The organism is Ideonella sp. FW305-24 (genome assembly GCF_058788035.1).
This window is the reverse complement of record NZ_JBYTAI010000012.1, coordinates 41,585-61,743: the sequence shown is the minus strand read 5'-3', so window position 1 is coordinate 61,743 and position 20,159 is coordinate 41,585. Positions and strand designations below refer to the sequence as shown.

Sequence of the window (20,159 nt, the reverse complement as noted above, 5' to 3'; positions counted from 1 at the left end):
CTTGGAAAGGGCTTGCTCGGTGGCGCGTCGACAAGGACACGACGGGCTCGCAGGACCGGACTTGCCCGGCGCGGGATAATCCGCGCCTCGTGAATCGACAAGCCTCCCCTCCCAATCCCACCGCCGACGCGCCCGCCGCCCCTGCTGCGGACACTGCCGCCACCCCCGCCACCCCCGCCGCCGCGAGGCCGCCGCGTCCGCCCCGCACCGAGCGTGCAGAGCGCAGCGAAGCCCGTGAACCCCGCGAGGCGCGAGCTGTGCGCGAAGCCCGCCCTCCGCGCCCGGCCAATCCGGTGCCGCCCATTCGCTATCCCGAATCGCTGCCGGTCTCCGGCCGGCGCGAGGAGATTGCGCGCGCGCTGCAGCAGCACCAGGTCATCATCGTCTGCGGCGAGACCGGCTCGGGCAAGACCACGCAGTTGCCGAAGATCGCGATGGAACTGGGCCGTGGCCTGGGGGCTGGCGGCAAGGGCCTGATCGGCCACACCCAGCCGCGGCGCATTGCCGCGAGCTCGGTGGCCAAGCGCATTGCCGAGGAGCTGAATTCGCCGCTGGGCGAGGTGGTGGGCTACAAGGTGAGGTTCCAGGATCGATTGCAAGCAGGGGCATCCGTCAAGTTGATGACGGACGGCATCCTGCTGGCCGAGACGCAGACCGACCCACTGCTCAAGGCCTACGACACGCTGATCATCGACGAGGCGCACGAGCGCAGCCTCAACATCGATTTCCTGCTCGGCTACCTGCGCCAGATCCTGCCGCGCCGGCCCGACCTGAAGATCGTCGTGACCTCGGCGACCATCGATGCGGACCGCTTCGCCAGGCACTTCGAATCCATCCACGGCCCGGCGCCGACCATCATGGTCAGCGGACGGACGTTTCCAGTCGAGCAGCGCTGGCGCCCCTTCGAAGAGAAGAAGGATTTCGACCTCAACGACGCGATCGCCGATGCGGTCGACGAGCTCTGGCGCGAGGCCCGTGGCGACATCCTGGTCTTCCTGCCTGGCGAGCGCGAAATCCGCGAAGCGGCGGACCATTTGCGCAAGCACCTGGCGCACCAGCCGCTGCACCGGGATGCCGACATCCTGCCGCTGTTCGCACGCCTCAGTCAGGCCGAGCAGGACCGCGTCTTCGAGGCCGGTAACGGCCATCGCATCGTGCTGGCCACCAACGTGGCCGAGACCTCGCTGACGGTGCCCGGCATTCGCTACGTGATCGACTCCGGCCAGGCGCGCGTGAAGCGCTACAGCTACCGCAACAAAGTCGAGCAGCTGCAGGTCGAGTCCATCAGCCAGGCGGCCGCCAATCAGCGCGCCGGCCGCTGTGGTCGCGTGGCCAACGGCATCTGCGTGCGGCTTTACGACGAGAAGGATTTCAACGAGCGCCCGCGCTTCACCGACCCCGAAATCCTGCGCTCCTCGCTGGCCGGCGTGATCCTGCGCATGAAGGGCCTGCGGCTGGGCGACGTGGAGGAATTCCCTTTCCTCGAAGCGCCGCCGAAGAAGGCGATTGCCGACGGCTACGCGCTGCTTGGTGAACTGGGCGCGGTGGACGATGCCAACGTGCTCACGCGCATTGGCCAGGAGCTCTCGCGCCTGCCGCTGGACCCGCGCGTGGGCCGCATGATCCTGGAAGCCCGCTCGCGCGAAGCACTGAGCGAGGTGCTGATCATTGCGTCCGCGCTCAGCGTGCAGGACGTGCGCGACCGGCCGCTGGAAGCGCAGCAGGCGGCAGACGAAAAGCACAAGAAGTTCGACGATGAGAAGTCGGAATTCATGGGCTACCTGAAGCTGTGGAAGTGGATAGAAGAAGGCCGTGGACAGCACGGCCATGCTGCGCAGGCCGGCCAGCAGATTGACTCGCACAAGCTCAGCAACCGCCAGCAGGAACAGCGCCTGCGCGACAGCTTCGTCAACCCGCGCCGCGTGCGCGAGTGGCGAGACATCCATTCCCAGCTTCACACCGTCGTCGCCGAACAAGGCTGGCGCATCAACGGCAGCCCTGCGACCTACGAGCAGCTGCACCTGGCGATGATGGCCGGCCTCTTGGGCAACATCGGCCTGAAGGCGGACGATGACGAGTTCTACCTTGGCGCCCGCGGCATCAAGTTCTGGCGCCACCCGGGCGCACACCTGAGCAAGAAACCGGGCCGCTGGATCGTTGCGGCCGAGCTGGTCGAGACCACGCGCCTGTTCGGCCGCGGCCTTGCGAACATCGAGCCCCAGTGGATTCCGCAGATCGCCGGGCATTTGCTCAAGGTCCAGCTGCTGGAGCCGCACTGGGAGAAGAAGGCGGCCGAGGTCATTGCGCTGGAGCGCGCCACGCTTTACGGCATCGTCGTCTACAGCAATCGGCGCGTGAACTTCGGCAATGTGGACGCGAAGCTGGCGCGGGAGATCTTCATCCGCGAAGCGCTGGTCAACGGCGAGTGGGACAGCAAGCTGCCCTTCCTCGCGCACAACCGCAAGATGATCGCGCAGGTCGAGGAACTGGAGCACAAGTCGCGCCGGCAGGACGTGCTGGTCGACGACGAATTGATCTACGCCTACTACGACGCGCAGCTGCCGGGCGACATCGTCAGCGGCCACAGCTTCGAGCGCTGGTTTCGCGAGGCCCAGCGCGGGCAGCCCGAGCTGCTGCGCCTCACGCGCGAAGAGCTGATGCGCCACGAGGCGGCCGGCATCACCACGAACGCCTTCCCGAAGACCCTGCGCATGGGCGGTGTGGACTGCGTCGCGACCTACCTGCACCAGCCGCAGGACCCAAAAGACGGTGTGACCGTCAGCGTGCCGATCTACGCGCTGAACCAGGTCAGCGAAGATCGCTGCGAGTGGCTGGTGCCCGGCATGCTGGAAGCCAAGGTGCTGGCGCTGGTGAAGAGCCTGCACCAGCGCCCGCGCTCGCGCCTGGTGCCGCTGCCGGAGTTCGTGGCCGAGTTCTGCGCGAGCGCGCCGTTCGCGCAGGGCAACCTGGTGGACGTGCTGCTGAAGGCCGTGCGTGAGCGCAGCCAGATCGCCGTGCAGCGCAACGACTTCAAACTGGAGCAACTCGCGCCGCACCTGTTCATGAATTTCCGCGTGGTGGACGAACATGGTCGCCAGCTCGGCATGGGCCGCCAGCTCGCCACGTTGAAGGCCGAACTCGGTGGCCAGGCACGCTCCGCGTTCCAGGCCCTGGCCTCGCTGAAGCTGGGCGCCGCCGCGGTGGCAGCACCTCAGCCGCAGACCATTGCAACGCCTTCGGGTGGCAAGGCCGTGGTCGCGGGCATCAAGGCGGCACCACCGCCGCCGGCCGACACGGCTCCCGCCAGACACACCAGCTGGACCTTCGGCGAGCTGCCCGAGCTGATGGAGATCCGCAAGGCCGGCCAGACGCTGATCGGCTTCCCGGCGCTGATCGACAAGAACACGCACGTCGAGATCGAAGTTTTTGACGAACCAGATGTGGCCGCGGCCAAGCATCGCGCCGGCCTGCGTCGCCTGGTGGGGCTGCAGCTCAAGGAGCCACTGAAGTACCTGGAGAAAAACATCCCGGACCTGACGCAGATGGCCGTGGCCTACATGCCGCTGGGCACGGCCGACGAACTGAAAGCGCAGATCATCGATGTGGCGCTGGAGCGGGCCTTCCTGCAGGACCCGCTGCCGCAGAACGCGCAGGCCTTCAACCAGCGCCTGGAAACCGGCCGCACCCGGCTGAACCTGATCGCACAGGAAGTGGCGCGCCTGGCCGGCAGCATCCTTGTCGACTACGCCGCCGCCTTGCGCAAGCTCAAGGACGCCCGCGCGCCCAAGGAGGTGAGCGACGACATCACCGGCCAACTGCAGCGCCTGATGCCCAAGCGCTTCGTGGCTGTCACGCCTTACCCGCAGTTGCAGCATTTCAGCCGCTACCTGAAGGGCATCGTGATGCGGCTGGACAAGCTGCGTGCCGACCCCGCGCGCGACAGCCAGCGCCTGGCCGAACTGCGCCCGCTGGAGCAGCGCTACACGCGCCGCCTGGCCGAACTCAAAGGCCAGGCCGACGCGCGGTTTGACGACTTCCGCTGGCAGCTGGAAGAACTGCGCATCAGCCTGTTTGCACAGGAGCTGCGCACGCCGCAGCCGGTGTCGGCGAAGCGTTTGGAGAAGACCTGGGCCCAGCTGACCAGTTGAGCTTCAGGTCTTAGCCGGCCTCGGTCAACGCGACGGCATCGGCACCGGCGGGCAGGCGCATCGGCGTCGACGGATCGGTCGCCGCGCGCCACACCGCTTCGGCCACGTCCTCAGCGTGCGTGACGGGCGTGGACATGCTGCGCACGCTGGCGAACACCTGCTGCGTGAACTCGGCATAGGCTTCCGACACGCCTTGCATGCGCGACTGGGCGTTTTCGCCAAAGCGCGTGCTGGGTGCGCGGCCCGGCAGCACCAGGCAGGCCCGCACGTTGAACGGCTGCAGCTCCAGCGCCAGGGATTCGGTGAACGCGTTCACAGCCGCCTTGCTCGCGGTGTAGACCGACAGCAGGGGCAGCGATTTCAAGGTCACGCTGGATGTGACGTTGACGATCACACCGGACTTGCGCAGCCGGAACTGCGGCAGGAAGGCCTGGGTCATCGCAATCGTGCCCAGGGTGTTGGTTTCGAAGACCTCGCGGGCGGTGGCCATCGCGGTGGCTTCCAGGGCCGACAGCACGCCGATGCCAGCGTTGTTGACCAGCACGTCGATCGGCCCGGCTGCCGCCACCGCATGGTGGATGCTTGCCGGGTCGGTGACGTCCAGTGCGAGCACGCGCAGCCGCTCGGACGGCGGCAGCACGTCTTCGCGGGGCGTGCGCATCGTGGCAATGACCTGCCAGCCCTGGGCCAGGAAGTGGCGGGCGATTTCAAGGCCGAAACCGGATGAGCAGCCGGTGATCAGGATCGTTTTCATGGGAACTCCTTCGGGACATGAGCGAGGGGTGGACGATGGCGAGATGATGTGTCGCCATCGCCGGACTTGCTACATTCAACAGTCCGCCAATCAATTCCGAGAGTCCTGTTCATGGTCGATCCCCTGTCCGAGGTCGTCGCTTTGCTGCAGCCCGGCACGCCGTTCTCCAAGGTCGTCAGTGGCGCGGGGCCCTGGCGTGTTCGCCGCACGGAGGCCGGCAGGCCGTTCTATTGCGCCGTGCTCGAAGGCGCTTGCCAGCTCTCGGTCCAGGCGCAGGCGGCGATCACCTTGCAGGCCGGTGACTTCGTGCTGATTCCCTCGGCGCACGGCTTCGCCATGTCCAGCATCGAGCCGCCGACCTGGGAGGGAGACGATCCGCCGCCGGTGCAACTGGGCCAGGGCGAGTTCAGGCTGGGCAGGCCAGGCGGCGAGCCCGATGTTCGCCACCTCATCGGCTACTGCAGCTTCGGTTCGCCGGATGCCGCCTTGTTGGTGTCGCTGCTGCCTGAGCTGGTGCATGTGCGCGGCGAGCCCAGGCTGTCCACGCTGGTGCAGCTGGTGGGCGACGAATGCCGTGCGCAGCGGCCCGCGCGCGAGGTGGTGCTGGCGAGGCTGCTGGAAGTGCTGCTGATCGAAGCGCTGAGGTCTTCGGCAGACACTGGTGCGTCGCCCGGCCTGCTGCGCGGCCTGGCCGACTGCCGGCTTGCCTCGGCCATCCGCGGCATGCACGAGCATCCCACTCAGGCCTGGACGGTGGTGCAACTGGCCAAGCTTGCGGCACTGTCGCGCTCGGCGTTCTTCGAGCGCTTCAGCCGCGCGGTGGGCGTGGCGCCCATGGCCTATCTGCTGGCCTGGCGCATGGCGCTTGCCAAAGACCTGCTGCGGCGCAGCGCGGCGGGCGTTGCCGAGGTGGCTCAGCGCGTGGGCTACAGCTCGGCCAGCACGTTCAGCGTGGCCTTCACCCGCCATGTGGGCCTGTCGCCCGCGCGTTATGCCCGCGAGCGGCAGCCCTCGGAAGAAGTGCCGGTTACTTGAGGACGGCCAGCAGGCGGTCCATGCCGCCTTCGGTCAGGCTCAGCACTGCGCGTTCGCGCACCGCGGGCTTGGCATGGAAGGCGACCGACAGGCCCACGGCTTCCATCATCGGCAAGTCGTTGGCGCCGTCGCCCACGGCAATGGCCTGCGATGGCGCGATGCCCATCAGGTCGCACACGTCCAGCACCGTGCGACGCTTCTGCTCGCCGTCGACGATGTCGCCCCAGGGCTGGTCGACCATGCGGCCGGTGAGTTGCTCGCCGTCCATCTCCAGCACGTTGGCCCGCGCGAAGTCCAGCTTCAGCCGGCCGCGCACAACGTTGGAGAAAAAGGTGAAACCGCCGGAAACCAGCAGCGTGCGAAGACCGGCCTTCTGCAGCGCAGCCACGAAGCTCGCCACGCCGGGGTTGAGCTGCAAGCGCTCGTCCAGCACGCGCTGCAGGTCGGCCCGTTTCACGCCCTTCAGCAGTGCCACGCGCTGGCGCAGGCTGGCCTTGTAGTCGGTGATCTCGCCACGCATCGCGGCCTCGGTGATGGCGGCCACCTCGGCCTTGCGGCCGACTGCGGCGGCAATCTCGTCCACGCACTCGATGTTGATCAGCGTGGAGTCCATGTCGAAGGCCGCGAGCCGGTAGTCGGCCAGGGCAAAAGAGGACTGGGCGCCGGCGCGCAGCAACAAACCGGGGGCGACTTCGGTGGCGGTCATGGTTGAATTTGAGGTCTGGTCCGACAACCGGATCGGCCGCGGCCCGGCATTATCCGGCACCGTGTTTGAGGTGAAGCGCGCGCTGGTGCGCCGCAGGAGTGAAGATTTGAAGAATCGATGGCAGGCCCAGGTGGCAGGACGCGGCTGGGCCGGTGTGCTGAGTTTGTTTGTGCTGTGCGGCGCGTTGCTGGCCGCAGGCTGGGTCCATGCCCAGGGGCCGACGCAGAATGCGGACACCTCGCTGGACGCGACACGTCTGGCACTGGACAGGATCTCGCGCCAGCTGGATGCGGACAAGCTCGCTGACGGTGAGCTCACCGGCCTGCGCAAGAACCTGTTGACGCTGCAGCAAGGCGCCCAGCAGATCGCCATCGATCAGGCGCCTGAGCTGGCCAGCGCCCAGGCGCGGCTGGCCGAGCTGGGCCCCGTGCCGGCCGAGGGTGGCGAGGCGCCGGACGTTGCCAAGCAGCGTCGCAGCGTCGAGCAATCGGTGTCGGAGCTGGATGCGCGGGTGAAGCTTGCGCGGCTGCTGGCGGTCGAGAGCGAACAGTTGGCCGACAAGGCCGCCGACCTGGCGCGCACCCGTTTCCAGGCCCATCTCTTCGAGCGCACTGACTCGCTGCTGTCGCAAGGCTATTGGCAGGACCTGGGCACCAGCCTGGCGCGGGACGGCAGCCGGTTGAGCGGCGTGCTCACCCAGGTGGCCGCCGCTGCAGCCGCCACGCCTGGCTGGACGATGCTGGCACTGGTGCTGCTGGTGGCGGGCGCGGTTGTCCTGCGGCTCTGGCTGGTGCGCGTGCTGACACGCTTCGAGGTCGAACATGTGCCGCGCGGGCGCGTGCGGCGCTCGTCGTTCGCGCTGGTGTATGCCTTGCTGGCGATGCTGGTGCCCGGTGTGCTGGCTTTTGCCGTGGCCGTGCTGCTGGACGCCGGGCCCGGTGGCAGCGCCGGTTTGCGCGCCTTCTTCGGCAGCCTCGTCGGCGCCAGTTGTTTCTCCGCCTACATCGCGGGCATCAGCCAGGCGGTGCTGTCGCCCAAGCGTGCCTCCTGGCGCATGCTTCCCGTGCCGGACACCGTCGCCCGCGGGCTGCGCGCCTACCCCTTGATGCTTGGCCTGATCACCTTCTTCGGCTGGTTTGCGCAGCAAGTGGCAGGCCTGGCGCAATCGGACCTGGCCACCGTCGTGGCGATCAACACTGGCTACGCGCTGCTGCTCGGCATGCTGATGGCCAGCGCGTTGCGCCGCGGTGGCCGGCTGCACCGGCTGTCGGGCAACGATCCGGCAGGCGAGCAGGGCGGCAACGCACCGTCCAAGCCGCTGTGGCTGACCTTCTGCGCTGGTGCGCTGTGGCTGTTGCTGGTGCTCAGCCTGGCGGGCATGCTGATGGGCTACATCGCGCTGGGTGCCTTCGTGGTGCGCCAGGTCGCCTGGGTGCTGATCCTCGCGCTCAGCGCCTATGTGCTGACAGCCGTGATCGACGACCTGGCCAACGACTGGCTGGTGCCCGAGGCGGAGAAGCAGCAGGCCGAAGCCGATGACTGCGGCGACCCGGCCGATGCGCGCCTGGCGGCAGCCGGTGGCCGCAGGCTGCAGGTGGCGCTGGTGCTGTCGGCCGCGCTGCGGCTGACCATCGTGCTGGTGGCCCTGGTGCTGGTGCTGGCGCCGTTTGGCGAGGGCCCGCGCGAGCTGTTCCAGCGAAGCAATCAATTGTTGATGGGCATCACCATCGGCGAGCTGCAGGTCAAGCCGACGGCGGTGCTGCAGGCGGTGCTGGTCTTCCTGCTGGCGTCCACCGTGCTGCGTGCACTCAAGCGTTGGACCACCGAGCAGTTCCTGCCGGCCACTTCGCTGGACGCCGGCATGCGCACCTCGGTGACCACGCTGCTGGGCTTCATCGGCACGGTGATCGCCATCGCGCTGTCGCTGTCGGCCGTGGGGCTGGCACTGGAGAAGGTGGCCTGGATCGCCAGCGCGCTGTCGGTGGGCATCGGCTTTGGCCTGCAGGCGGTGGTGTCGAACTTCGTCTCCGGCCTGATCCTGCTGGCCGAGCAGCCGGTGAAGGTGGGCGACTGGGTGGCGCTGGGCGGCGTGGAGGGCGACATCCGGCGCATCAGCGTGCGCGCCACCGAGATCGAGATGGGCGACCGCTCCACTGTCATCGTGCCGAACTCGGAGTTCATCACGAAGGTGGTGCGCAATGTGACGCGCCACAGCCCGCTGGGCCTGGTGCAGATCAAGCTGCCGATGCCGCTGTCCAGCACCGATCCGGACAAGGTCACCGAGCTGTTGCTCGCGGCCTTCGTCGAACACCCCGACGTGCTGGAACAGCCGGAGCCCAGCGTCTTCATCGACGCTGTTGCCGACGGCAGCCTGGTCTTCAATGTGAGCGGCTTCGTGAATTCGCCGCGCAACGCCTACAAGGTGCGCAGTGCGCTGCTCTACGTCGTCCTGCGCCAGCTTCGCGAGGCCGGTCAGCCGATCTGGCGCGCGCCGTCCATGGTGCTGCGAGATGCCCCGCCGCCTGCCGCGCCGGACCCAGGCATCCAGACCAGCGTTCGCGGTACCCCGGACACGCCCGCCTGACCGTTCGGCGCCGCAGCGCGAGTCAGCGCGGCTGTGGCGTCGGCGTGCCCAGCTGGCGCAGCAGTTCGCGCATGTACTGCGCGCGGTCGCGGGCTTCGGTCAGCTCGCGGTCAATGCGCAGCTTGTCATTGCCCACCAGCTTGATGTGCCGGTTCTTCTGCACCAGCTCGATGATCTTCATGCCGTCGATCGGCGGGTTGGGCCGGAAGGTGATGTTCATCAGCTTCGGGCTGGCGTCGATCTTCAGCACGCCGTAAGGCTTGGCCAGCAGCCGCAGCCGGTGCGTGTCGAACAGCGTCTGGCCCTGGGTCGGCAGCTTGCCGAAACGGTCGGTCACCTCTTCGAGCAGGCGGTCCAGCTGGTCGGCCTTCTCGGCGCTGGCCAGGCGCTTGTAGAGGTTCAGCCGGGTGTGCACGTCGCCGCAGTAGGCGTCCGGCAGCAGCGCGGGGCTGTGCAGGTTGATCTCGGTGGTGGCGCCGAACACGGCGCTCTGCGGGCTCAGCAGGTCGGGCACTTCGTTGTTCTTCAGCGCCCGCACGGCTTCGCTCAGCATTTCGTTGTAGAGCTGGAAGCCGACCTCCATCATGTTGCCGCTCTGGTTGTCGCCCAGCACCTCGCCGGCACCGCGGATCTCCAGGTCGTGCATGGCCAGGTAGAAGCCCGAGCCCAGCTCTTCCATTTCCTGGATCGCTTCGAGGCGCTGCGCGGCCTGCTTGGTCAGGCCTTCCACGTCCGGCACCAGCAGGTAGGCGTAGGCCTGGTGGTGGCTGCGGCCCACGCGGCCGCGCAGCTGGTGCAGCTGCGCCAGGCCGAACTTGTCGGCCCGGCTGATGACGATGGTGTTGGCCGAAGGCACGTCGATGCCGGTCTCGATGATGGTCGAGCACAGCAGCACGTTGTGGCGCTGGCTGGTGAACTCGCGCATCACGCGCTCCAGGTCGCGCTCCGGCATCTGGCCGTGCGCCACCGCAATGCGCGCCTCGGGAATCAGCTCTTCCAGCGCCTGGCGCCGGTTCTCGATGGTCTCGACCTCGTTGTGCAGGAAATAGACCTGGCCGCCGCGCTTGAGTTCGCGCAGCACCGCCTCGCGGATGGTGCTCTTGCCCTCGTTGCGCACAAAGGTCTTGATGGCCAGGCGGCGCTGAGGTGCGGTGGCGATCACGCTCAGGTCGCGCAGGCCTTCGAGTGCCATGCCCAGCGTGCGGGGGATCGGCGTGGCCGTCAGCGTCAGCACGTCCACCTCGGCGCGCATGGCCTTGATGGCTTCCTTGTGGCGCACGCCGAAACGGTGTTCCTCGTCGATCACCAGCAGGCCCAGGCGCTTGAACTTCACGTCCTTGCTGAACAGCTTGTGGGTGCCGACGACGATGTCGATGGTCCCGTTCTCTATCCCCTCCAGCGCCGCCTTGATCTCCTTGGCGGTGCGGAAACGGCTCAGCTCGGCCACCTTCACCGGCCACTTGCCGAAGCGGTCGACGATGGTCTGGTAGTGCTGTTCGGCCAGCAGCGTGGTGGGTGCCAGCAGGGCCACCTGCTTGCCGCCGATCACCGAGACGAAGGCGGCGCGCAGCGCGACTTCGGTCTTGCCGAAGCCTACGTCGCCGCAGACCAGCCGGTCCATCGGCTTGGGGCTGACCATATCCTGGATCACCGCATGGATGGCCGCGCGCTGGTCGGCAGTCTCCTCGAAGCCGAAGCTGGCGGCGAAGGCCTCGTAGTCATGCGGCGAGAAGCGGTGCGCCATGCCTTCGCGCGCGGCGCGCAGCGCATAGAGGTTCAGCAATTCGGCGGCCGTGTCGCGCACCTGCTCGGCCGCCTTTCGCTTGGCCTTGTCCCACTGGGCCGAGCCCAGCTTGTGCAGCGGCGCTTCTTCGGCGGACACGCCGGTGTAGCGGCTGATCAGGTGCAGCTGGGCGACCGGCACGTAGAGCGTGGCCTTGTCCGCGTATTCGAGGTGCAGGAACTCGCTCGGCCCCTCGCCCAGGTCGATGTGGATCAGCCCCAGGTAGCGGCCGATGCCGTGCGCCGAGTGCACCACCGGATCGCCGATCTTCAGCTCGGACAGGTCTTTGATCAGCGCTTCGACGTTGCTGGTCTGCTCCTGCTTGCGGCGGCGGCGCGTGGTGGGCGCGCTGGCGAACAGCTCGGTCTCGGTCAGGAACTGGATGGCCTTGCCATCGCCTGGCTCATGCCAGAAGAAACCAGCGGCCAATGGCGCCGCGGTGATGGCCACCTTCTCGCTGCCGGCCTCGAACTCGGCCAGCGTGGCCACAGCGGGCACGTCGATGCGCTGGTCGCGCAGCAGCTCCAGCAGGCTCTCGCGCCGGCCGTCGCTCTCTGCCACCAGCAGCACGCGGTGCGGCGTGCTGGCAATGTGTTTTTCCAGCGCGGCCAGCGGGTCGGTGGCGCCGCGGTCGGCACTCACGTCCGGCAGCGGCCGGGCCCATTCGACCGGCTCGGTGCCGCGCATCACCAGCGTGGCGTGGGCGCCGGCCAGCGCGAAGAAGTCGTCCACCTTCAGGAAGATGGTTTCGGGCGTGAGGATGGGCCGGTCCGGGTCGTGCTGCAGGAAGCGGTGGCGGTCGCGGGTGTCGGTCCAGAAGCGCTGCAGCGCCTCGTCCACTTCACCGTGCAGCACGAGCGCCGCGGGTGAGCCGCCGTCCAGGTAGTCGAAGATGGTCGCCGTCTCTTCGAAGAACAGCGGCAGGTAGTACTCGATGCCGGCGGTGGCAATGCCTTGCGCAATGTCCTTGTAGATGCGCGATTTGGTCGGGTCGCCTTCCAGCAGCTCGCGCCAGCGTTGGCGAAAGCGGGTGCGGGCCGCCTCGTCCATCGGGAACTCGCGGCCCGGCAGCAGCTGCACCGAAGGCACCGGGTACAGGCTGCGCTGGCTGTCCGGGTCGAAGGTGCGGATCGAGTCGATCTCGTTGTCGAACAGGTCCACCCGGTACGGCACCAGCGAGCCCATGGGAAACAGGTCGATCAGGCCCCCGCGCACGGCGTATTCGCCTGGCGACACGACCTGGCTGACATGGTCGTAGCCGGCCAGCGTGAGCTGCCGCTTCAGCCCGGCTTCGTCCAGCTTTTCCTTCTGCTTGAACTGGAAGGTGGTGGCCGCGAGGAAGGAGGGCGGCGCCAGCCGCGTGAGCGCGGTCGTGGCGGGCAGCAGCACCACGTCGACCTCGCCGCGGTGGATGCGCCACAGCGTGGCCAGCCGTTCGGAGATCAGGTCCTGGTGCGGGCTGAAGGTGTCGTAGGGCAGGGTTTCCCAGTCGGGGAACACGGCCACGCGCAGGCCAGGCGCGAAAAACGGCAGCTCGTCGGCCAGGCGCTGGGCGTCGCTGGGGTCGGCGGTGATGATGCCCAGGCGCCGGCCTTCGGCGGCGCGGGCCTGGGCCACGCGGGCCAGCAGCAGCGCGTCGGCCGAGCCGGGAGGGCGGGGCAGGGTGAATCGTTTCCCGGGGGCGATGACAGGCAGTTGCATGGTGCGAAAAAAGCAAAGCGCCCCGGGTGCGACTGCAGCCGTGGCGTTCAAGCGCCCGATTCTAGGGAAGCGCTGCGTTCTTCGCTGCCGGCCCCTGGCTTGGAGAGGCTGGCGGGGTGCCTACTCCGGCATCGCCCCTGCAACCGCTGCGGCGCGCAGGACTTTTTCGGGGTTGCCAACGCCGGGCGGACGGCGGGCCAGGTGCCAGTCGATCCAGTCCGGCAAGGCCTGGTCGTCCATGGCGGTGCGCTGCGCTGGGAAGAAGTGCGAGGGCGATGCGCCGTAGGTCTGGGTCCAGACCTTGGCGAAATGCGCCGAGTCGACAAAGCCGGCCTCCAGCGCCACGTCGGTCAGGCGCCTGCCACTGCCCATGAACCGCGCTGCACGTCGGATCTTGTTGGACAGGCTGTAGCGCCGCAGCGGCAAGCCCATGCATTTCGAGAACAGCTGCGACGCGCGGTGCGGCGAGAGGCCCACCGCGCAGGCCACCTCGTCCAGCGAGCAGCAGGGGTTCTCGTCCATCAGCGTCATCATCTGCTGCACCCGCAGGTCCAGCGGCGGTGGCGGCGGAAATTCGCTGGCGACCCGTTCGATGGCCCAGCGCGCCGACTGGTCCAGCTCGCTGCCGTGCAGTTGGCCCTGGTAGAAGGCCTGCGCGATGTGGCGGAACTCGGCGTGGCGGGCCAGGTCCAGCGCGGCGACACCCGGCCACGGGTTGACGCCATGGAAGGCGCGGTATTGCGGGTGGTTGGGCTCCAGGTCGATCAGCACCAGCGGCACCCCACGCGCCAGCAGCCGCTTGCGCACCAGCGGCCGCACCACCAGCAGTTCGCCCTGCACCGTGCCGCGCGCGGTCCAGATCGTCATCGGCCGGTCGCCAAGTGCCAGCACGATGGTGGCTGCATGGCGCTGGCTGGCGCTGACCAGGCCGGCCGCGGCGTACAGGATGCCGTCGCCCAGCAACCGCGCCCGCCCGCGGGGCAGCTCGGCGACGGCTGGCGCCGCTTCAGTTTCAGGGTTCACCACCACCTTGCGCATCCTCGTTCAAGGCCAGCCGCAGGCGCAGCGGCTGGCCGTCCCGCACGACATCCAGCTCGACGGTCGTGACCAGCATCAGCGAGATCATCGAGGTCTCGTCCACGTCGAGATTGGACTCGGTGTCCAGCGTGTAGACGCGGTCGCCTGGCAGCAGGCCCAGCCGGGCGTAGACCGTCTCGGGCGCGACGGCCTTGACCTCGAAGCCGCCACGCTCTGACGGCAGCACGCGAACCTGGCGCAGGAACTGCGCGGCGGCCTGTGGGTGCACGGTGCTGAGGCGATTGGGCTCGATGGGCAAGTCGACGGGTTGTGGTGCGGGTGGCGCAGCCGGCGAAGGTGGTGTTTCGCCGCGCGCAGGCTTCTGCGGCAGCGCGGCCTGCACCGGCCGCGGCGCAGCCACCACGAAGCGCGGCGCTTCGGGCGCAGCTTCGTCGCCAGCCAGCCAGGCCAGCCCTGAGGCTGCCGCAGCCGCGATGGCTGCGGCAGTCAGGCCGAAAGACGTTCGCAGGGCCATGCGTGCGCAGTTTGCTCAGTTGACGAAGGTCTTGAGCCAGTTCAGCGTGGCATTCAGCTGCCAGGCGGCGGATCCGTTCTGGTAGCCGCTGTCGACCAGCAGGCCGCTGCACTGCGTGCCGTACAGGCCGCCATAGCCCATGAAGCAATGGTCGGCATAGAGGTCCAACACTTCGTAGTCCTTCACGATGTACCAGCCGCTGCCATTCTGGCGAAAACAGGACTGCTGGCCACTGCAGGTCAACCCGGTGACGAGCTGGGCCTGCGAGCGGGCAATGGCCTCGGTGCCGCCGACGAACATGTCGCGCTCGCCGTTGATGATGCGCAGCCGGTCGCCGGTCTGGGTGTGATTGCCGTCGGCAATGCAGGACGACAGGTTGTAGGCCGCGGTGTAGGTCGAGCCGGTGCCCTGGCCGAAGGAGGCGCGCACGCGGCTGTCGTAGTTGCGCGAGAGCACCGAGATGATGGAGCCCTGGCTCAGGCCGCCGGTGACGACGCCTTTGGAGCAGTCCGCCTTGGCACGCGAGCACAGCTTGGCGATGGCGCTGTTGACGCTGTTCGCGTCGAAGATGCCCTTGGCCCGGCCGCCGATGATGCTGCAGTTGCCGAAGGTCGCGTTGTCGTACTGCACCGTGGCGGCGACAAAGCCCTTGGCGGCCGCGGCATTCACGGCGGCGCTGGCCCAGGCGCTGTTGTAGGACTCGCCGGTGCCGCCAATGTGCACGTAGACCGGGTACTTGCCCGAGGCGGTGGGTTCCTTGCCGGCGATGTTGTAGCTGGCGCCGTTGGTGTAGGTCATGCTGAAGCTGGTCTGCGCCTGGGCGGTGTGGGCGGCGAGCAGCGCGCTGCCGGCAAGCGTGAGCAGGCGCAGCGGGCGCAGGGTCTGGCGGTTCAGGGAACGGTTCATTCGTGTCTCCTTCGCAGGGCATCTTGTGGGGGAACGCAGCGGATTCTTGGCACCGTGCCTGGGGCGGACTTGTACCGAGATGACATGCCGCCTCAGGGAATGCCCGCCGATGGCAACCAGTCGCAACAAGCGGGCACCAGGCGGGAGCGCATTCTGTTCAGGCCTGCTGCGGGTGCACTTGCATTGGCATGACATGCCAGGCCAGGGACTTCCCTGTGCAGCCTTTCCCTAGAATCGGGTCTATGAATTCAATGACCATCGGCAGCGTGCCGCGTTGCTTTGCGCTGGTGCCCTGCGCTGGCGCTGGCCGCCGCGCTGGCAGCCACAACCCCAAGCAATACGAACCGGTGGCAGGCCGGCCGCTGGTGGCCCACACGCTGGCCGCCTTGGCCGGCGTGGCCCGCATCGAGGCCACGCTGGTGGTGCTGGCGCCGGACGACGAGCAGTTCGATGACGAGTTTCCAGGCCTGGTGGGCGACCGACTCTGGACCGCCAAGGTGGGCGGTGCGACCCGCGCCGAAACCGTGGCCAATGGCCTGGCCGAGCTGAAGATGCGCGGCGTGCAGCCGCACGACTGGGTGCTGGTGCACGACGCGGCGCGCTGCCTGATTCGCGCCGAGTGGGTGGACCGGCTGATCGACACCTGCCACGACGACGAAGTGGGCGGACTGCTGGCATTGCCGTTGGCCGACACACTGAAGGCCGATGCGGACGGTGACGTGCACCCCGAAGCACGGGGCCGCGTGCAGGCCACCGTGCCGCGCGACGGCAAGTGGGCCGCACAGACGCCGCAGATGTTCCGCCTGGGCCTGCTGGCCCCGGCGCTGGCCGCGGCAGACCCGGCGCAGATCACCGACGAGGCCAGCGCCGTCGAGGCCCTGGGCCACCAGCCGCTGCTGGTGCGGGGCGACTACGAGAACTTCAAGGTCACCTGGCCCGGCGACTTTGCGCTGGCCGAGCGGTTGCTGGCATCGGTCAGGCCAGGCCCCGAGATGCGGGCCTTCGTGCCGGCCAAGGACTTCGCGCTGTCGCTGCGCTTCTATGCCGACATCGGCTTCACGAAGGAGTTCGAGCACGGCAACCTGGCGGGCTTCAAGCTGGGCGGCACCGGCTTCCTGCTGCAGGACTTCTACGAGCCGCAGCACGCCGCCAATTTCATGATGCACCTGACGCTGGACGACCTGGACGGCTTCTGGCGCGGCTTGCAGCAGAACGGCGTGGCGGCGCGCTACGGTGTACGCGTCGAGCCGCCGGAGGAACGCCCCTGGGGCCTGGTCGACATGGTGCTGTTCGACCCCAGCGGCGTCTTGTGGCGCATTGCCCAGCGCATGGAAACGCCGGCATGACGCTGCCCGCACTCCGGATCGGCGAAGGCTGGGACACGCACCAACTCGTCACCGGCAGGCCGCTGGTGTTGGGCGGCATCACCATCCCGCACACGCATGGCCTGCTGGGCCATTCCGACGCCGATGCCCTGCTGCATGCGATCACCGACGCGCTGCTGGGCGCCGCCGCGTTGGGCGACATCGGCAGGCACTTCCCCGACACCGCCGTCGAGTTCAAAGGTGCCGATTCGACCGTGCTGCTGGCCGAGGCCTACCGCCGTGTGCAGGCCGCCGGCTGGCAAGTGGTGAACCTGGACAGCACCATCGTCGCCCAGGCGCCGAAGATGGCGCCGCACATCGGCGCAATGGTTGCGCGCATTGCCGAGGTGCTGGGCATCGACGCCAGCCGGGTCAACGTCAAGGCCAAGACTGCCGAGAAGATGGGGCCGGTGGGCGAGGGACTGGCCATCGAGACCCGCGCGGTCTGCCTGTTGGCTGCTGTCGCGAACTGATCAAGCTCGCCGGAGCCTGATGTGCGCCATCAGGCCGCCGTCGCGCGCGTTGGCCAGTTCGAGTGAGGCGTCGATGCGCTGCAGCGCCTTCTTGACGATGGCCAGGCCCAGGCCGGCGCCGGTGGCGGCGGTGCGGGCGGCGTCGCCGCGGAAGAAAGGCGTGGTCAGCTGGTCCAGCTTTTCGGGCGGCACGCCCTGGCCGTAGTCGCGCACGGTGATGATCACCGTGTCGCCGGCCAGCACATGGCTGACCTTGACCTTGGCCACGCCGGTCTCGATCGTGCGGCCGTAGCGGCGCGCGTTCTCGAACAGGTTGGCGAACACGCGGCCCAGTTCGGTGTCGTCGCCCAGCACGCCCAGCGTGGGCGGCAGGCGCAGCGAGAAGCGGATCTGCGACTGGTCGCGGAAGGCTGCGGCCTCGCGCTCGATCACGCTGCTCAGGTCCACAGGCACCGGGTGCGGATCGTCCGGCCGGGCATAGTCCATGAACTTGTCGATGATCGCGTCGAGCTGGTCGATGTCCAGCGCCATGTTGCGCCGGGCCTCGTCGTCGGCCACGCTGATCTCGGCTTCCAGCCGCAGCCGTGCCAGCGGCGTGCGCAGGTCGTGCGAAATGCCGGCCAGCATCACCGCACGTTCTTCCTCTACCTTGGCCAGCTCGCGCGCCATGCGGTTGAAACCGATGTTGACCGCGCGGATCTCGGTGGTGATGGTGCTTTCGTCCAGCCGCGAGTCGTACTCGCCTTCGCGGATGCGGCTGGCGGCAAACGACAGGTCCTTCAGCGGCCGGTTGATCAAGCGCGCAATGGTCACCGAGCCCAAAACCGTGGCGATCAGCGCGATGCTGACCCAGACAATCCAGGTGCCCGGCGTCAGCGGTTCGACGCGGGCGTATTCGGCCTGCATCCAGTACGGGTCCTGATCGATCTCGAAGCCAACCCACAGCGCAGGCAGACCGTTGACGGTGCGGGCGACCACGGTGCTGGGGCCCAGCCGGGCGCGCAGGTCGTCGGCCACGCGGCGGGTGAAGCGGTCGGTCTCGAAGGCTTCCCACTTGTCGCCCGGCTCGCGCGGCACGATCTTCACAGCCTCTTCCTCGCGCATGGTCTTGACCACCGCGATGCGGTTGATGCCGTCCGAGTAGCGCAGCGCGGCGCGGGAGAGGTTGACCAGGCTGCCGATCTGCTGCGCAGCCTGCACCGCGCGTGGCTCGAATTCGAGCTGGCGCAGCGTCTGCACCCAGGCCAGGATGCCGAAGGAAAGCAGCAGCGCCAGCAGCACGAAAGTGCGCCAGAACAGGTTCAGCGACAGAGGCGCTTTCAGCGGGCCGAGCCGGCGCGGGCGGCGCTTCTTGCTGCCGCTGGTGCTGCCGGCGCTGGCACTGCGCTGGCTGCGGCTGCGCGCAGCGCGGCGCGCCGCACGCGCCTCTGGCGTTTCGGCCGGACGTTCGGAGGGGGCGCCGCCTTGCGGTGCGTCAGGCAGCGTCACGCTTCCCACGGATGGCACTTCACCGGCTCAGTGCTCAGACCATTTCGCTGGGCACGAACACGTAGCCCACGCCCCAGACGGTCTGGATGTAGCGAGGGTTCGACGGGTCGGGCTCCAGCATCTTGCGCAGGCGGGAAATCTGCACGTCCAGGCTGCGGTCGAAGGGCTCGAATTCTCGGCCGCGGGCCAGCTGGGCCAGCTTGTCGCGCGAGAGCGGCTGGCGCGGGTGGCGCACCAGCGCCTTGAGCATCGAGAACTCGCCGGTGGTCAGCGTGATCTGGTCGCCGTCCTTGGTCAGGCGGCGCAGCGAGAGGTCGAATTCAAACGGCCCGAAGCTGACGACCTGCTGTTCCTTGGCCGGCGCGCCGGGCGCTTCCTGCGCCGGGCGGCGGCGCAGCACGGCATGGATGCGGGCCAGCAGCTCGCGTGGGTTGAAGGGCTTGGGCAGGTAGTCGTCCGCGCCCACTTCCAGGCCGACGATGCGGTCCACGTCCTCGACCTTGGCGGTCAGCATGATGATGGGCGTCGGGTCGCCGGCGGCACGCAGCCGGCGGCAGATGGACAAGCCGTCTTCGCCGGGCAGCATCAGGTCCAGCACGATCAGGTCGATGGTTTCCCGGGTTTGCAGGCGGTTCAGGGCTTTGGCATCTTCGGCCAGCAGCACGTCGAAACCTTCCTGCGTGAGGTAGCGGCGCAGCAGGTCGCGAATGCGGGCATCGTCATCTACAACGACGATTCGGTCCGGGCGGGTGTTGGCGTGGGTGCTCATGAGCGACTCCCAATTTGTAACAGCGGCGATTCTGACGGGCGGATCAGGGTCAAAACGGGATGCTGACGCGTTGTTACAAATGTTGCCCCGGTTGTGACCGGCCCTGAAACTGCGGTCGGCGGCGCGGACCCATGCCCCGTTGAGGGATGATGAAGCACATGCAACATCCCGTCTCATCCCGCTTTTTCATCTCCGCCGCCGTCCTGGCCGCCAGCCTTTGCGTGGCCGCCGCGCCGGCTTTCGCCGATGCGCCGCCGCCGTCCGGCGTGCTGACGCTGAGCGCCACGGCCACCACCGAAGTCCCGCAGGACTGGATGCGGCTGAGCTTTGCGGTGCAACGCGAGGGCGCTGACGCAGTCGGCGTGCAGTCCCAGCTGAAGCAGGCGGTGGACGCCGCGTTGGCCGAGGCTCGCAAGGGCGCCAAGCCCGGCCAGGTCGAAGTGCAGACCACCGGTTTCTCGATCTACCCGCGCTACAACAGCAAGGGTGCGATCAGCGGCTGGCAGGGCCGCAGCGAGCTGCTCGTCGAAGGGCGCGACATGGCGGCCATCGGCGCCTTGTCCGGCCGCATCGGCACGATGACGATCTCGCAGGTCGGCTACAGCCTGTCGCGCGAAGCCCGCGAGACGGTGGAAGCGGCGGTCAGCGCCGAGGCCATCACCCGCTTCAAGGCGCGCGCCAGCGAGCAGGCCAAGCTGTTCGGCTACGGCAGCTACACGCTGCGCGAAGTCAGCACCAGCAGCGACGGCGGCGGGGTGCCGCAGCCGATGTACCGCGCGGCCGCCGCGCCGAAGGCCATGCTGTCGTCCGCGGCAGACGGCGAATCGCTGGCAGTGCAGGCCGGCAAGGAAAGCGTCACGGCCACCGTCACCGGCAGCGTGCAGCTGAAGTAAGCC

The 20,159-nt window shown here is 68.3% G+C and carries 14 protein-coding genes; 6 read left to right on the top strand and 8 right to left on the bottom strand.

The window, feature by feature from the left end:
• Positions 1 to 89: 89 nt before the first annotated feature.
• Positions 90 to 4,148 (top strand): ATP-dependent RNA helicase HrpA, encoded by a 4,059-nt coding sequence (hrpA, locus tag AC3WR5_RS25350; protein ID WP_492488066.1) that lies wholly within the window; start codon positions 90 to 92, stop codon positions 4,146 to 4,148.
• Positions 4,149 to 4,158: 10 nt separating this feature from the next.
• On the opposite strand, the gene AC3WR5_RS25345 is transcribed toward hrpA, so the two are convergent.
• Complete coding sequence (locus AC3WR5_RS25345; protein ID WP_141287377.1) at positions 4,159 to 4,902, bottom strand: SDR family oxidoreductase; 744 nt, start codon at positions 4,900 to 4,902, stop codon at positions 4,159 to 4,161.
• A gap of 111 nt (positions 4,903 to 5,013) precedes the next feature.
• Between AC3WR5_RS25345 and AC3WR5_RS25340 the strand changes: the two genes are divergently transcribed.
• On the top strand, positions 5,014 to 5,937 hold the full coding sequence (locus tag AC3WR5_RS25340; protein WP_141287376.1) for an AraC family transcriptional regulator: 924 nt from the start codon (positions 5,014 to 5,016) through the stop codon (positions 5,935 to 5,937).
• Here AC3WR5_RS25340 and serB read toward each other — a convergent pair.
• The gene (serB, locus tag AC3WR5_RS25335; protein ID WP_492488063.1) at positions 5,930 to 6,643 is read right to left on the bottom strand and encodes a phosphoserine phosphatase SerB; all 714 of its coding nucleotides are present in this window, start codon (positions 6,641 to 6,643) and stop codon (positions 5,930 to 5,932) included. The two genes, AC3WR5_RS25340 and serB, sit on opposite strands and share 8 nt — an antisense overlap.
• Before the next feature lie 106 nt (positions 6,644 to 6,749).
• Here serB and AC3WR5_RS25330 point away from each other — a divergent pair, with 106 nt between their 5' ends.
• Positions 6,750 to 9,227, top strand: coding sequence for a DUF3772 domain-containing protein (locus AC3WR5_RS25330; protein ID WP_343996249.1), 2,478 nt, complete (start codon positions 6,750 to 6,752; stop codon positions 9,225 to 9,227).
• Between the two features lie 22 nt (positions 9,228 to 9,249).
• Here the strand turns inward: AC3WR5_RS25330 and mfd are convergent, their stop codons facing one another.
• From mfd to AC3WR5_RS25310, 4 genes are all read right to left on the bottom strand, one after another.
• Positions 9,250 to 12,711 (bottom strand): transcription-repair coupling factor, encoded by a 3,462-nt coding sequence (gene mfd, locus AC3WR5_RS25325; protein ID WP_492488062.1) that lies wholly within the window; start codon positions 12,709 to 12,711, stop codon positions 9,250 to 9,252.
• 120 nt (positions 12,712 to 12,831) lie between these two features.
• Positions 12,832 to 13,734, bottom strand: coding sequence for a helix-turn-helix domain-containing protein (locus AC3WR5_RS25320; RefSeq protein WP_492488060.1), 903 nt, complete (start codon positions 13,732 to 13,734; stop codon positions 12,832 to 12,834).
• Complete coding sequence (locus AC3WR5_RS25315; RefSeq protein ID WP_492488059.1) at positions 13,724 to 14,263, bottom strand: hypothetical protein; 540 nt, start codon at positions 14,261 to 14,263, stop codon at positions 13,724 to 13,726. Before AC3WR5_RS25315 ends, AC3WR5_RS25320 begins: the two co-directional genes overlap by 11 nt.
• A 15-nt stretch (positions 14,264 to 14,278) precedes the next feature.
• Positions 14,279 to 15,169: a hypothetical protein gene (locus AC3WR5_RS25310; RefSeq protein ID WP_492488057.1), complete on the bottom strand. Its 891-nt coding sequence runs from the start codon at positions 15,167 to 15,169 to the stop codon at positions 14,279 to 14,281.
• A gap of 242 nt (positions 15,170 to 15,411) precedes the next feature.
• Here AC3WR5_RS25310 and ispD point away from each other — a divergent pair, with 242 nt between their 5' ends.
• Complete coding sequence (ispD, locus tag AC3WR5_RS25305) at positions 15,412 to 16,515, top strand: 2-C-methyl-D-erythritol 4-phosphate cytidylyltransferase (RefSeq protein WP_141288274.1); 1,104 nt, start codon at positions 15,412 to 15,414, stop codon at positions 16,513 to 16,515.
• Positions 16,512 to 17,006: a 2-C-methyl-D-erythritol 2,4-cyclodiphosphate synthase gene (gene ispF / locus AC3WR5_RS25300; RefSeq protein WP_141288275.1), complete on the top strand. Its 495-nt coding sequence runs from the start codon at positions 16,512 to 16,514 to the stop codon at positions 17,004 to 17,006. Before ispD ends, ispF begins: the two co-directional genes overlap by 4 nt.
• On the opposite strand, the gene AC3WR5_RS25295 is transcribed toward ispF, so the two are convergent.
• Together AC3WR5_RS25295 and ompR are read right to left on the bottom strand one after the other, a co-directional pair.
• Positions 17,007 to 18,311, bottom strand: a complete 1,305-nt coding sequence (locus tag AC3WR5_RS25295) for a sensor histidine kinase (protein ID WP_141288280.1) — start codon at positions 18,309 to 18,311, stop codon at positions 17,007 to 17,009.
• A gap of 217 nt (positions 18,312 to 18,528) precedes the next feature.
• Positions 18,529 to 19,263, bottom strand: a complete 735-nt coding sequence (gene ompR, locus AC3WR5_RS25290; RefSeq protein ID WP_141288276.1) for an osmolarity response regulator transcription factor OmpR — start codon at positions 19,261 to 19,263, stop codon at positions 18,529 to 18,531.
• A gap of 158 nt (positions 19,264 to 19,421) precedes the next feature.
• Here ompR and AC3WR5_RS25285 point away from each other — a divergent pair, with 158 nt between their 5' ends.
• Positions 19,422 to 20,156, top strand: coding sequence for an SIMPL domain-containing protein (locus AC3WR5_RS25285; RefSeq protein ID WP_492488056.1), 735 nt, complete (start codon positions 19,422 to 19,424; stop codon positions 20,154 to 20,156).
• Positions 20,157 to 20,159: the final 3 nt, after the last annotated feature.